The organism is Pseudozobellia sp. WGM2, from assembly GCF_017810075.1.
In the GTDB taxonomy this organism is placed as follows: Bacteria; Bacteroidota; Bacteroidia; order Flavobacteriales; family Flavobacteriaceae; genus JADNYK01.
In genome coordinates this window covers 1-13,006 of sequence record NZ_JADNYK010000010.1, presented here as the reverse complement: position 1 = coordinate 13,006, position 13,006 = coordinate 1, and the positions used below count along the sequence as shown (strand labels likewise).

The following is a 13,006-nucleotide window of genomic DNA, read 5'->3' as shown; positions in this document are numbered from 1 at the left end:
CCTATTGAAACAAGTTACAATTCAAAACGGGAATATCATTTTAGTTGTTCTTGACTATGGCGCTACCCTTCAAAAGCTCATGCTAAGAAATAGTGATGGTAGTTTTACTAATGTTGTTGTCGGTTATGAGTACCCCAGCCATTACCTAGATGATGAAAAGTTTTTAGGAGCTTGTATTGGTCGATTTGCGGGCCGTATTTCGAAAGAATTCGTTCTAGACCGAGAGACCTACCCGTTATATAATGAAAAGGGCGTACATCTTCATGGAGGGAAAGAGGGTTTTGGTAAGAAATATTGGAAATTCGAAAAAGTGCATAAAGGTGAAGAACCTTATGTCAAACTTTCTTATCTCAGCCCACATCTAGAAGAAGGCTACCCAGGCAACTTGAAAACCACTGTCACGTATGTATTGAAACAAAATGCTTTAAGAATTATACATGAACCGACTACCGATCGCACAACTATAGTAAACTTGACCAATCATTCATATTTTCGTTTGGATACTGAAAATTCGGTAAGCGATTATCGTCTAAAACTCAATTGCCCCCAATACTTAGAGACTAAAAACAATCTCTTACCGACAGGTAGGGTTTTAGCAACGAAAGACTCGCATTTCGATTTCTCTACCGCTAAGCCCATTGCCAAAGTAAACTTTGATACCCCTTTTGTAATCGACGCCAAGTCTACTATTGCTGCTGAATGTAGTTCAAAAAAATCAGGCATCACTATGCAGGTTGCCACAAATCAACCGTCAATGGTCGTATACACCCCTCAGGATTTTGCTGCTATTTGTTTTGAAACCCAAAATGTGCCCGACGCACCTAATCACAGCCATTTCCCCAATTGCATCTTACGACCAAAAGAACGGTATCGTAATATTTCGGAGTTCAGGTTTTCAAAAAACTAAAAAGGGGGTATCCTGTTAAGAAACCCCCTCGTTTATCTGCATACTTATAAATCTTATGCTTCGACCAATAGATTCAATTCAACAGTAATATTGTCTCTAGTCGCCTTGCTGTAAGGGCATATTTCATGGGCTGCATTAATTAAATCTTCACCTTTCTTTTTATCAACGGTCGGCAACCAACAGTCTAAGGTGGCATCAATAAAAAATCCGTCTTCATCTTTATTGAAACCTACCACGGCAGTAACATTAAAATCTCCCAAATCATCTACATCATGATCCTTGGCAATAGCCTGTATCGCTCCTGCGAAGCAGGTTGAGTAAGCAGCTGCAAATAATTGTTCAGGGTTTGTCGACTTCCCGTCTGTCTCTCCTTGAGCATTTGGCATTTTTATGCCTAAATCAATTGCCCCATCTTCACTTTTTACATGCCCATCTCTACCTCCACTGTTAGTAGCTCTTGTTTTGAAAATAGTTTTCATTTTCTTTCTATTTTGATTATTCAATTAAGATACGTACCAATAAAACAAAAACATAAAATGAAATATTAAATTAGTGTGAAAACGCAATTTTTGAGCTGCGAAATTTTATTAAAAGAATTTCAATATAAAGTTTGATGCTTTAGTTCTGCATTTTACTGTTCAAATTGGATTTTAATTTAATTTTGATAAAATATAAATAATCAGATTTACCATGAAAATTCTTAAATGGACATTATTAATATCGGTGATTTTAGGACTTCTTTTTGTCTTTGTTCTAGAGCCGTACATGAAGGAGCAAACGAAAACGCATAGTCCAGAGGTAACCAGAACCTACCAAAAAAATGAATTCAATATTTCAGTTAACTATTCGAGTCCGTCGAAAAAAGAAAGGGAAATTTTCGGGAATTTAGTGCCCTATGGTATGGTATGGCGCACAGGTGCCAATGAACCTACTACCTTTGCAACCGAAACAAACATTAGAATCGCAGAGAAAAGTTTACCTGCCGGCACTTATTCTTTATGGACAATACCTGGTGAGGACACGTGGAGTGTTATTTTTAACAAGAATATACCCGACTGGGGCGTGACCGTACTAAGTGGTGGTAAAGAAACCAGTCGTAGACCTGAAGATGATGTTCTAACCGTTGAAGTACCCAAAGAGGAGCTTCGTAATACCATCGAAAAATTCACTATCGACTTTGAAGATAATGGCGAACTTTTTATGTTTTTCGCTTGGGATAGAACAAAGGTCAAAATACCAATCAATAAATAAAATCAGGCATCGATAAATCAGGCAGAAGAGAAAAAATCAATATTCGTAAAATTAGAAAAAACGAATATCAGGTCAAAGACTTGGTCAGGGGAGTACTAAGTGGCAATACGACACTACTTTCTAAGACCATTACCCTGATCGAAAGTACTTTGAAATCCGATATTGAAAAAGGAAATGAGGTCTTGGAACAATGCCTGAAAAAGAAAAATAACAGCATTCGCGTGGGTATTACCGGTGTGCCCGGTGTTGGTAAAAGCACTTTTATCGAAACTTTGGGTAAACAACTAATCGAGAGCGGTAATAAAGTAGCTGTTTTAGCTGTAGATCCTACGAGTAACCAAAGTAAAGGAAGTATTTTAGGTGACAAAACTCGAATGGAGAGTTTGGTTCGAGAAAAAAATGCCTTTATACGGCCCTCACCGTCAAGCAAATCTTTAGGAGGAGTTGCCCGTAAAACCAGGGAAGCAATTATACTTTGTGAAGCTGCAGGCTACAATATTGTTCTAATAGAAACCGTAGGCGTAGGTCAAAGTGAAATAGCTGTTCATGGCATGACAGACTTTTTTCTATTGTTGAAGATTGCAGGTGCAGGTGATGAATTACAGGGTATAAAACGAGGTATAATAGAAATGGCCGATGCCATAGTCATAAATAAGTCGGATGGTAAGAATATTAAAAACACCAAATTAGCAGCAATAGAATTTAGAAGAGCCCTTGACCTTTACCCTTTAAAAATGGATGGGTGGAAACCTAAGGTCGCTACTTGCTCCTCTTTAGATAGCAAAAGTGTTCTTTCTATCTGGAAAATTATTGAAGACTATGTCAAAGCGATGAAACAAACGTCTCTGCTCTACAAAAAAAGAGAGCTACAGAATAAAAATTGGCTTTTAGAAACTATTGAAGAGCAACTCAAGATTAATTTTTATGATAATAAAAAGGTTATCGCGGCTTTAAATTCTTATATAGCAAAGGTGATTGACAAAGAAATTTCGCCCTTTAAGGCTGCTGAAGAACTTCTAAAACTTTCTGAAGAAGATTGATTTATAAGCCATTTTGTAATTACATCGCAAGGCATTTTCACATACCCTATTGTTTAAAACTGCCACTATTCAATAAAACCCTAAATTTGCCGAAAATCATTCTTACTAAATGAGTCCTGTTACCGATTCTTTGCTTTCTATAGTAGTGCCTCTATACAATGAGGCGGACAATGTTAGTCTTTTGACACAAAAAATTCACGAAAGCTTACAAGGCTACGACTATCAGATTATATATGTCGACGACTTCTCATCTGATGGCACACGTCAAATCGTTAACAAGATGAATGATGAGAAGGTGCACCTCATAGCCCTCAAAAAGAATTATGGTCAAAGTCTGGCCTTGGCAGCAGGTATTGATTATGCCGAAGGAGAATATATTATTACTATGGATGGGGACCTTCAAAATGACCCGACCGATATTCCGCAAATGTTAGAATATGCGGTAAATGGAGAATACGACTTGGTCACCGGTATCCGCCAGAAAAGAAAAGACTCATTAGTCAAAAAAATACCTTCTAAAATCGCTAACTTTTTAGTGAGACGCGTAACCAACCTTGACATTAAAGATAATGGTTGTGCTCTAAAGGTTTTTTCGAGAGATATCGCCAAAGACCTCAACCTGTATGGCGAAATGCATCGATTTATAACTTTGCTCGCCTACCTTGAAGGAGCCCAAATCAAACAAGTGCCCGTCAAACATCATGCGCGTCATGCAGGCGTCTCTAAATATGGGCTAGAGCGTGTCTTCAAGGTGATTGCCGACATGATGTTGCTGCTATTCATTAGAAAATATTTTCAGCGACCTATTCATTTATTCGGAATATTCGGGGTATTATTAATTCTTCTCGGGTTAATTATAAACGCCTATCTGTTAGTGGTCAAATTTGGGTTCGGTGAAGATATCGGAACCCGACCCTTATTGATCTTCGGATTAATGTTCATTCTTGCAGGTATACAATTGTTCACTATCGGTATTGTTATGGAACTTTTGATACGAACCTACTACGAGTCGCAACAGAAGAGACCATATCGAATCAAAAAAGTATCCGTAGGTGGCAAATCTGCGTAAAAAGGTAATCACCGCTCTGAAGATAGCCTTCAGTGCACTCTTGATTTATTTGGTCTTTACCAAAGTCGACTTTGTCGAAGTTTGGGGAATTTTAAAAAGTATCGACCCCATTTTTCTAACGGCTGCCCTAGTTTTCTTCATTATATCTAAATTACTCTCTGCTTTTCGGTTGAACCTTTATTTTCACGAGTTAGCAATTCCACTCTCGCACGTAAGCAATATAAAACTATACCTCTTGGGTATGTTCTATAATCTATTTCTACCTGGGGGTATAGGTGGCGATGCCTATAAAGGCTATCTAATCAAGAAAACATTTCAATTGAAAACAAAAAAAGTAGTTTCCGTTTTACTTTTAGATAGGTTGAGCGGTTTATTGCTTTTATTCGTTTACGCTTGCATTCTTGCCCTGCTTTTACAACATCAAATTTTCGTTTCTTACCGCTTTTTAGTTATTCCATTGATAGTACTTAGTGTTCTAATATTCTGGTGGTTAAATCGCAGCTTTTTCAAGTTTGTTTTTCCCGTATTCTGGAAATCTACAGCATTTTCGGCCATGGTTCAACTAGCGCAGTTGGTTAGTGTATGGTTCATACTTCTCGCTATGGGTATTTCAATCGAAACCACTTCGTATCTTTTTGTATTCTTGATTTCTTCGATTGTAGCAGTTTTACCGTTAACGGTTGGTGGTATAGGTAGTAGAGAAGTAACCTTTTACTATTTTTCGATTTGGCTGGGTCTTGAGCAAGATATATCTATAACCATAAGCATGGTTTTCTTCTTGATTACCGCACTGACTTCTCTTATGGGGATAGTCTATCACTTCAAGAAACCGCAACTACATACCGTTTAGTAAATATGCACCAAATGCATTTTTTTCAAAGTCTTTTTTCGTTTCGAAGGATTTAAAAACTTTAAGCTCAAACGGGTAATTCTAAATTGCGCCCGTGTATATTGAATATTCCAGTCAAAATCACGGTCTTGAAGTTCACGAAGTTGATCATCATTGGCATAAATCCAAATATCTTTCTTATTCTTAATAGCTTCGTAGGAAGTAATTTTCACAGGCTTCTTGTTGTAGAAATCTAAAGACCAGGTATGATAATCACCTATTTTGTAAATCTTGTCCGTAGGAATTTCCATTTCATGTACAACTTCAGCCATACTTGAACCTGCTTGATAAGTTAAAAGATTTGGATAAAAATGGAGGTTCAGTGTAGCGTTCAAAAGCAGCGATGAGTACACCGAAATTGTAACCAAACGTCGTGTATAGCCTTCCCTCTTGAGGCAGAAATAAATAATGACCAAAAGAAAAATCAAAAGAAACGCTAAGGCAAAAATATTCTCAAATTCAAAAACTAAAAAACAAAGTAGTACCGTAGCCATAAAAACTACGCTCAGCACGAAGTACTGAATACCTAAGAGTGTTCTCAAAGTTTTCCTTTCACTTACCTTGTATAGGTAAGATGCCGTCAAAACCGCAAATAGCGGGATTATGCTATTTAAGTAATGTGGTAATTTGAACTGGGAAAAGCTCGCTATGAGAAAGAAAAAAGTTATACCGCCCAAAGTCAAAAACTCTTGACCTTCTACGTATTTAAACTTCAATTTAAAAAGTGTCTTGATTTTTTTGACATAGGCCATAATGCCCAAGAACGTCCATGGTAAGAACACCCATAAATAGGTATGAAAAAAGAAAAAGTAGTCACTACTATTGCTACCCATACCCTCACCACTGAGTCTTTCAAAGCTTTGTTCCCAAAAAATAAAGAAGATACCACTGCGATTACTCTTTTCCCTAATAATTTTCTCAGGATGCACATCAAATTGATGATAATATGCGTAAAGCATAGGAGCAATGGTTATTGCAAAAGCAAGCAAACCAAGAACCACTTTCCAATTCACTAGTGCTTTCCAATCTCTTCGATAGGCCAAATGACTGAGTATTGCCAGACCAATAACCAATATCGCCAGTTGCCCTTTGGACGAAAATGCCAATCCGGCACCTATAGAGCCCAGCAGAAGCGCCTTTAAAGATCGTGTATTGATATAGGTGGCAAGTTGCCAAATCGACAAAATGACAAAGCCGGTCAAAACAGCATCAGTTCTAACATCGATAGCTGCAAGAACTATGGTCTGGGCCGTCATAAAAATAAGGGCCGAAATCTTACCAATATCTTTAGAGTATAATAATTTGCCTAGCCCATAGCTACTATAGGCCCCTAACAACAAAGCCAAAATACCGGGTATGCGGTATGCCCAATCTTCAATACCAAAAACGAGGTATGAAAAAGCGGCAAGCCAATAATGTAGGTGTGGTTTATCTAAATATTCTTCAGTACCCTTAAAAAGGTTCAAAAAATCATTTTCCTGAACCATTCGCATGGCCATAACAGCAAATTGCGCAGAGTCATTTTCGAAAAGGGTTACGAACATACCGGCGAAGTACACCAGAATAACCAAGAACACTAAAAACCAATATCTAGAGTTAGATATCATATAGGTATTTTGTCGACTGCAAATATAACCAACTTTGTAAATAACCAGCTAAAAACCAGTCCGATTAAAGCGCCTGAGAATACATCTAAAGGAAAATGTACCCCGATATAAATTCGACTATAGGAAACCAAAATCGCCCAGAATATCAAGAAAATTCCTAGGTAACGGTATTTTGACCTCAACAAGAATGTAAAGAAAAAGGCTACCGCAAAATTATTGGCCGCATGTGCAGAAAAATATCCGAATTTACCTCCACACGATTTTTTCACCAGTCTGACCAGACCGTCTAAATCAGAATCGTAACAAGGCCGCAAGCGTTGAACTCCATATTTAAAAAAGTTAGACAACTGGTCGGTTACCAATATCATCAAAGCGACCGCGACTACAAAAAGTACGGTTTTCTTAATTCCGAACTGTTTATAAGTTAAAAATAGAAGAACTATATACAGAGGTATTGCGGAAAGTTTGTTGGTGATAAACATCCAAAAGGCATCCCAACTTGGGTTTCCTAAATTATTCAGTAAAAGAAAAAGTTCTTTATCGTATTGAATCAATTCTTCCCACATACTTTCTGCTTTCTAGTCTTCGTATCTAGAAATCTCTCTGTCATAAAATGAATTGGCCTGTTCGATAAGGTTTTCCGCTTCCGCTTCTAGCTCCTTTTCATCTTCCGAAGTAAAATCTTCTAACCATTCGACTTCATCATTTTCAAGATTAATGATAAACCTCGGGTACTCAGTGTGAACGACGAATATTGCGGTTGGGTAATCGGTATTATCCCCTAGTAAAAATTTTGGAAATTCCATTTCGTTTATAATATACTTTTAAATTGGAAAACATCCATCATCATACAATTTAATGGGATGTCTCAGCAATCATTTTTTTGGTTAAATAATTAAATCGAATATACAACATAATACCTGATGCGGTAAGCCCTACCAGAAGTCCGATCCATATTCCGGTACTTTCAAAGTCGGTATGAAGGCCTAAATAATAACTTAGGGGAAAACCAATAACCCAATAAGCAATGAATGTGAGAAGGGTCGGAATCTTCACATCTTGCATACCACGCAAAGCACCTAAAACAACTACTTGTACCCCATCGGAAATTTGAAAAACCGCAGCGACCAAAAGTAATTCAGCGGCCAGTGCAATCACTTGGGTATTGTCAGCCATATTGATTACATCATCAACATCGAGGTAAAGGGTGGGAAACCAGTGGCGGCCCCATAAGAATAAAAGAGCAAAGACGATTTCCAATAAAAAGGTCAGAAAAAATATTGATTGCCCGATACGTCTCAACTCTGTAAAATTCTTAAGGCCTTTTTGATTGCCCACTCGAATCATAGCGGCCACACCAAGTCCCATCCCGAACATGAATGTCATACTACTCAAGTTTAGGGCTATTTGATTGGCGGCTTGGGCATTTTTACCCAAAACTCCACTAAGCCATATAGCTGCCGTGAAAATCGCTACTTCAAACAGCATTTGCAGCGCTGAGGGAAAACCTAAGCTAATAATCTTATCGATTACTTTTCTTTCGAGATTACGGAAATTAAATCCGGTTACATAGTCGTGAAATTTCTTTTTACGCTTCAACAAAAACCAAAGATAAAATACCATGACAAATCGGGAAACAAGAGTACCAATCGCCGCACCGACGATGCCCATTTCAGGAAAACCGAATGCCCCAAATATCAACAGGTAGTTAAGAACAATGTTCACTATGTTGGCAATTATAGTAGCATACATCGGGTATCTCGTTTGAGAAAGCCCTTCAGAAAATTGTTTGAATGCCTGAAAGACAATGAGCGGAACCAACGAAAAAGCTACCAAATCAAGATATGGAATGGCCAACTCCACAACTTCAGGGGGCTGCTCCATCATATACATCAGCGGTTTGGCCAGTAATATGATGCCGAAAAGAGAAAGCCCTATAACCGTACATAGGGCCAGGCCATGTTTTAAAGCGCTCTTGGCGTCGGCCTTATTACCGGCACCATCGGCTTCGGCGACCAAGGGTGTAATCGCAGTAGAAAAACCTATTCCGATAGACATCGCTATAAAAACAAAACTGTTACCTAATGAAACGGCCGCCAATTGAGCGGTACCCAATTGCCCCACCATAATGTTATCGGCCAATTGTACAAAAGTATGGCCCAACATACCCATGATCACTGGTACAGAGAGTTTTATATTATATCTAAATTCTTTCGTGTATTGTTCAAACAAAGCGATGTAAATTAGCGATTGACCTCAAAGAAGAAAGTGGTCTTATTATTCGGTTTCTGTCTCTGACTTTAGACCATTGCTTTGAACCCGTTTGGCCTCTTCCCAGAATACATCCATTTCTTCAAGGGTCATTTCTTTTAGTGACTTGCCAATGTGCTTTGCTTTCTTCTCTAAATACTGAAATCGGGCCATGAATTTTTTGTTGGTGCGCTCCAACGCGTTTTCCGGATTGATCTCTAAAAATCGGGCGTAATTGACCATAGAAAACATCACATCGCCGAATTCCGATTCCATTTGATTCTTATCGCCAGCAGCAACTTCATCTTGAAACTCAGATAGTTCTTCCTGAACCTTTTCCCAGACTTGTTCCGGTTTTTCCCAGTCAAAACCTACACCTGCGACTTTATCTTGAATTCGATTAGCCTTTACCAAAGATGGCAACCCGTTCGGCACACCTTCTAAAACGCTTTTTTTGCCTTCTTTGAGCTTGATGTTCTCCCAATTTCTCTTTACGTCTTCTTCATCTTCAACCTTTACATCACCATAAATATGAGGATGCCTGTTGATAAGCTTATCACATATAGTATTACAGACATCGGCAATGTCAAAATCTTTGGTTTCTGAACCTATTTTCGAATAGAAAACAATATGCAAAAGAACATCACCAAGTTCTTTTTTCACTTCCTCTAAATCATTATCTAAAATGGCATCACCCAACTCATAGGTTTCTTCAATGGTCAAATGTCTCAAGGTCTGCATGGTCTGCTTCTTATCCCATGGGCATTGGGCTCGAAGCTCATCCATAATAGTCAGTAACCGATCAAATGCTTGAAGTTGTTTCTTTCTAGAATTCATTGCCTAACTTTTCACAAAAGTAAGCATCTCATATAGCTAATTCTAACTTGACGAAGACAAAATAATTTATTTCTTGTGCAGAAGTTGATGCACATATCTCAACTTGCCAATGACATTATCCGGTATTACAAACGGGTAAATATCAGGTTGGCCCATACTTCTATTGAGGCTATTAAGGGCAAACGTTAATGGTAAGAAAGATTCGATTATCGCTTCAAAGTCAGGTTGGGTATAAGGGTCGAAAACTGCTTCCATTTTTATTGGTGCGGTATTGCCAAAATCGTCCCCAATCTTAATGCCGAAATAAAAGGCAGTCTCTAGCATATCTATTAGGTGAAGATAATGCGCCCAAGTTTCGGCCCAATCTTCCCACGGGTGAGATGCGGCATAGGCACTAATGTAGTTGTAATTCCAGTTTTTGGGCGCCCCTTGAGCGTAATGCTTTTCTAATGCTTGACCATAGTCAGCACGTTCGTCACCAAATACGGCTCGAAAATTTTGTTCTTCCTGAAAATTATTGCGTATTAAACGCTCCCAGTAATAATGCCCTACTTCGTGTCGAAAATGACCTATCAAAGTTCTATAGGGCTCGGCCATTTGCTTGCGCATGTATTCACGGTGTACGCTATCGGCCTCTGCAATATTAATCGTAATCAAGCCGTTCAGGTGGCCCGTTCGTACAGGTGCATTATTGTTACCATGAGATGTATCGGAAAGAAAGTTAAAGGCCAGACCTTCATCGGGCGCCCAATCTTTATCTACAACCGGTAGACCAAAACGCAATAAAGCATAGACTAATCGATGCTTGGCAATTTCTATTTTTCGCCACTCCGTCAAGTTTTTTTCTATTTCCAGACTAGGTATGGTCTTATTCAATGAGCAAGCAGTGCAGAACGTGCTTGAACTACTCATGTCGACCAACCAGTTACAAGCGTCATATTGTGCATTTTGACAATATCGATAGAACTTACCGTTATTAGTGCCCAGACTGAAACCTGAATGAGCTTGGGTCAAATTGACCAAAGAAAAGGTTTCCTCAAGGTATCCGACTTGACTACCGCAGACCAAACAAACCGTGTTTTCAAAATACAAGGGGTTTCTACAGTTTTGACAGCTAAAAATTTTCATAGCGATTTAAATAACAACATACTCAAATATATACCAAGCCTCAGCATTCAAATACAATTTTCACATTTATTTTGAACGTATTTGAAAACTAGTTTTCATTCTATTTCGCTATCTTGATCTTATAAATTTCTATATAATGATTTCAAGAAGACAATTCGTTAAACGAACCTCGATTGCCGGTGCCTCTACCCTGCTAATACCCTCATTTTCTTTTAATACACCTAATCAGCCCCGATACGGTGTTCAATTATACTCTTTTAGGGATGATATGTTGAAGGATGCGAAAGCCACTCTCGAACAAATTGCTGATATAGGCATCAAAAAAATAGAGTCGGCAAGAAGCAATAAGGGTCTTTACTATGGGCTATCACCAGAAGGAATGAAAAAAACATGTGAAGATTTAGGAATGCAATTGACCAGTGGACACGTCGCTTTAGATGATGATTTTGAAAAAACTATGGAACAAGCTGTAGCCTCTGGGCAAGAATATCTTATTTGTTCTTCGCTGCCCAGTAAAGGTCAAACGATCGACAATTATAAGAAAGTAGCGGAAGCATTTAACAAAGCAGGAGAGTCTTGCAAAAAATTGGGATTAAAGTTTGGGTATCACAATCATGGATATGAATTCGAATCTGACAATGGTCATGTACTTTATGATGTTTTAATGGACCAAACCGAGCCTGACCTAGTTCATATGGAGCTTGATCTTGGTTGGGTAGTCGTTGCTGGTAAAGACCCACTAGATTATTTTGAAAAATACCCCGGGCGTTTTCCACTTTGGCATTTGAAAGACATGAACATGCATGAAAAAGAAAGTACTGAATTCGGTAAAGGCGTACTTGACATAAAAACCATGATGAACAATCAGAAAGCATCAGGGGTAAAGCACATTTTTATAGAACAAGAAGAATACGCAAGCACACCTCTAGAAAGCATGAAACACAATATGAAATTCCTGAAAAAAATATAACGCTTAGAAAACAAAAGTGTCAGGGCTAAACGAACATTATGAAAAACCATTTTAAAGCACCCGCTTTCGCATTAATTTTAGCATTATCATTAAACATATCGTGTAAAGCTCAAATAAAATCTAATTCTATAATTGCCAAAGGTGCCGAACTTAATTTAGTGGCTGACACTTTTGAATTTACCGAAGGTCCGGCATCCGATAAAAATGGAGACGTTTATTTTACCGATCAACCTAACGACCGTATTGTAAAATGGAATTCAAAAAATAATACGGTCACTGATTATATGAAACCTGCAGGGCGCTCAAACGGACTTTACATCGATCATGATGGCAACCTTTTGGCTGCCGCAGATGAAAAAAATGAACTTTGGCGTATTGACAAGAACAAAGAAGTAACCGTTCTTCTTAAAAATTTTAAGGATAAGAAATTCAATGGTCCAAATGACCTGTGGAGCGACAAGTCAGGTGGTATTTACTTCACCGACCCTTTCTATAAACGACCTTGGTGGAAACATACAGAACCAGAACAATCTGCCAGACGCGTTTATTATCTAGAACTGAACAGCTCTTCACCCAGAATTGTCATCGATGATAATTATGAACAGCCCAATGGCATAATTGGATCAGCAGATGGCAAAACACTATATGTCTCTGATAATGGCGCAAAAAAAACATATGTCTATACCATTGAAAAAGATGGAAGCCTAAGTAATAAAAGACTTTTTGCCGATATGGGTAGTGATGGTATGACCGTTGACAACTTAGGCAATGTGTATTTGACCGGAGACGGAGTAACCGTCTTCAACTCAAAGGGAGAGAAAATAGAACATATCGACGTACCCGAAAAATGGACGGCCAATGTGACCTTTGCCGGCCCTGATCAAAATATATTGTTCATAACCGCAATGGATTCAGTTTACACGCTAGACATGGCAGTTCATGGCGTACGGTGGTAAAATGGATCAATCTCAAAAGTTGTGTGCGGATTGATATAGGAGTCCGATCTTTGCGTAAAAACGACCGACCTTGGAATTATCTACGGACCTATTGAAGCTTAT

14 protein-coding genes are annotated in these 13,006 nt (G+C 38.4%); 7 read left to right on the top strand and 7 right to left on the bottom strand.

Features of this window, described 5'->3' with window-relative positions; all coding sequences use genetic code 11:
- Positions 1-4: 4 nt before the first annotated feature.
- Positions 5-907, top strand: coding sequence for an aldose epimerase family protein (locus IV512_RS18085; RefSeq protein WP_209405936.1), 903 nt, complete (start codon positions 5-7; stop codon positions 905-907).
- A 53-nt stretch (positions 908-960) separates the two neighbouring features.
- On the opposite strand, the gene IV512_RS18080 is transcribed toward IV512_RS18085, so the two are convergent.
- On the bottom strand, positions 961-1,386 hold the full coding sequence (locus IV512_RS18080) for an organic hydroperoxide resistance protein (protein ID WP_209405933.1): 426 nt from the start codon (positions 1,384-1,386) through the stop codon (positions 961-963).
- A gap of 211 nt (positions 1,387-1,597) precedes the next feature.
- Here IV512_RS18080 and IV512_RS18075 point away from each other — a divergent pair, with 211 nt between their 5' ends.
- From IV512_RS18075 to IV512_RS18060, 4 genes are all read left to right on the top strand, one after another.
- Positions 1,598-2,158: a DUF2911 domain-containing protein gene (locus IV512_RS18075; protein WP_209405931.1), complete on the top strand. Its 561-nt coding sequence runs from the start codon at positions 1,598-1,600 to the stop codon at positions 2,156-2,158.
- On the top strand, positions 2,155-3,198 hold the full coding sequence (gene meaB / locus IV512_RS18070; protein ID WP_209406072.1) for a methylmalonyl Co-A mutase-associated GTPase MeaB: 1,044 nt from the start codon (positions 2,155-2,157) through the stop codon (positions 3,196-3,198). Before IV512_RS18075 ends, meaB begins: the two co-directional genes overlap by 4 nt.
- A gap of 109 nt (positions 3,199-3,307) precedes the next feature.
- Positions 3,308-4,267: a glycosyltransferase family 2 protein gene (locus tag IV512_RS18065; RefSeq protein WP_209405930.1), complete on the top strand. Its 960-nt coding sequence runs from the start codon at positions 3,308-3,310 to the stop codon at positions 4,265-4,267.
- Positions 4,251-5,117: a lysylphosphatidylglycerol synthase transmembrane domain-containing protein gene (locus tag IV512_RS18060; protein ID WP_209405928.1), complete on the top strand. Its 867-nt coding sequence runs from the start codon at positions 4,251-4,253 to the stop codon at positions 5,115-5,117. Before IV512_RS18065 ends, IV512_RS18060 begins: the two co-directional genes overlap by 17 nt.
- On the opposite strand, the gene IV512_RS18055 is transcribed toward IV512_RS18060, so the two are convergent.
- The 6 genes from IV512_RS18055 to IV512_RS18030 form a co-directional block, all read right to left on the bottom strand.
- Positions 5,114-6,763: a glycosyltransferase family 39 protein gene (locus IV512_RS18055; protein WP_209405926.1), complete on the bottom strand. Its 1,650-nt coding sequence runs from the start codon at positions 6,761-6,763 to the stop codon at positions 5,114-5,116. The two genes, IV512_RS18060 and IV512_RS18055, sit on opposite strands and share 4 nt — an antisense overlap.
- A complete protein-coding gene (locus tag IV512_RS18050) occupies positions 6,760-7,329 on the bottom strand; it encodes a phosphatase PAP2 family protein (protein WP_209405924.1) in 570 nt (189 codons plus the stop codon). The genes IV512_RS18055 and IV512_RS18050 overlap by 4 nt, the downstream gene beginning before the upstream one ends.
- A 12-nt stretch (positions 7,330-7,341) precedes the next feature.
- Entirely contained in the window at positions 7,342-7,569 is a 228-nt protein-coding gene (locus IV512_RS18045; protein ID WP_100869189.1) for a hypothetical protein, read from the bottom strand.
- Positions 7,570-7,618: 49 nt separating this feature from the next.
- On the bottom strand, positions 7,619-8,995 hold the full coding sequence (locus IV512_RS18040) for an MATE family efflux transporter (RefSeq protein ID WP_209405922.1): 1,377 nt from the start codon (positions 8,993-8,995) through the stop codon (positions 7,619-7,621).
- 45 nt (positions 8,996-9,040) lie between these two features.
- Positions 9,041-9,850, bottom strand: a complete 810-nt coding sequence (gene mazG / locus IV512_RS18035; RefSeq protein WP_209405920.1) for a nucleoside triphosphate pyrophosphohydrolase — start codon at positions 9,848-9,850, stop codon at positions 9,041-9,043.
- Positions 9,851-9,916: 66 nt separating this feature from the next.
- Entirely contained in the window at positions 9,917-10,978 is a 1,062-nt protein-coding gene (locus IV512_RS18030; RefSeq protein ID WP_209405918.1) for a putative zinc-binding metallopeptidase, read from the bottom strand.
- A 136-nt stretch (positions 10,979-11,114) separates the two neighbouring features.
- Here IV512_RS18030 and IV512_RS18025 point away from each other — a divergent pair, with 136 nt between their 5' ends.
- Both IV512_RS18025 and IV512_RS18020 read left to right on the top strand, forming a co-directional pair.
- On the top strand, positions 11,115-11,948 hold the full coding sequence (locus IV512_RS18025) for a sugar phosphate isomerase/epimerase (protein WP_209405916.1): 834 nt from the start codon (positions 11,115-11,117) through the stop codon (positions 11,946-11,948).
- 38 nt (positions 11,949-11,986) lie between these two features.
- Positions 11,987-12,904 carry an SMP-30/gluconolactonase/LRE family protein gene (locus IV512_RS18020; RefSeq protein WP_209405914.1) on the top strand — a complete coding sequence of 306 codons (918 nt, stop codon included), beginning with the start codon at positions 11,987-11,989 and terminating at the stop codon, positions 12,902-12,904.
- Positions 12,905-13,006 lie beyond the last annotated feature (102 nt).

Bases quoted from the DNA above. Each gene is read 5' to 3' on its own strand.
- IV512_RS18080 (WP_209405933.1), bottom strand. From the start codon at position 1,386: ATGAAAACTATTTTCAAAACAAGAGCTACTAACAGTGGAGGTAGAGAT.
- IV512_RS18075 (WP_209405931.1), top strand. From the start codon at position 1,598: ATGAAAATTCTTAAATGGACATTATTAATATCGGTGATTTTAGGACTT.
- IV512_RS18065 (WP_209405930.1), top strand. From the start codon at position 3,308: ATGAGTCCTGTTACCGATTCTTTGCTTTCTATAGTAGTGCCTCTATAC.
- IV512_RS18055 (WP_209405926.1), bottom strand. From the start codon at position 6,763: ATGATATCTAACTCTAGATATTGGTTTTTAGTGTTCTTGGTTATTCTG.
- IV512_RS18050 (WP_209405924.1), bottom strand. From the start codon at position 7,329: ATGTGGGAAGAATTGATTCAATACGATAAAGAACTTTTTCTTTTACTG.
- IV512_RS18045 (WP_100869189.1), bottom strand. From the start codon at position 7,569: ATGGAATTTCCAAAATTTTTACTAGGGGATAATACCGATTACCCAACC.
- mazG (WP_209405920.1), bottom strand. From the start codon at position 9,850: ATGAATTCTAGAAAGAAACAACTTCAAGCATTTGATCGGTTACTGACT.
- IV512_RS18030 (WP_209405918.1), bottom strand. From the start codon at position 10,978: ATGAAAATTTTTAGCTGTCAAAACTGTAGAAACCCCTTGTATTTTGAA.
- IV512_RS18025 (WP_209405916.1), top strand. From the start codon at position 11,115: ATGATTTCAAGAAGACAATTCGTTAAACGAACCTCGATTGCCGGTGCC.
- IV512_RS18020 (WP_209405914.1), top strand. From the start codon at position 11,987: ATGAAAAACCATTTTAAAGCACCCGCTTTCGCATTAATTTTAGCATTA.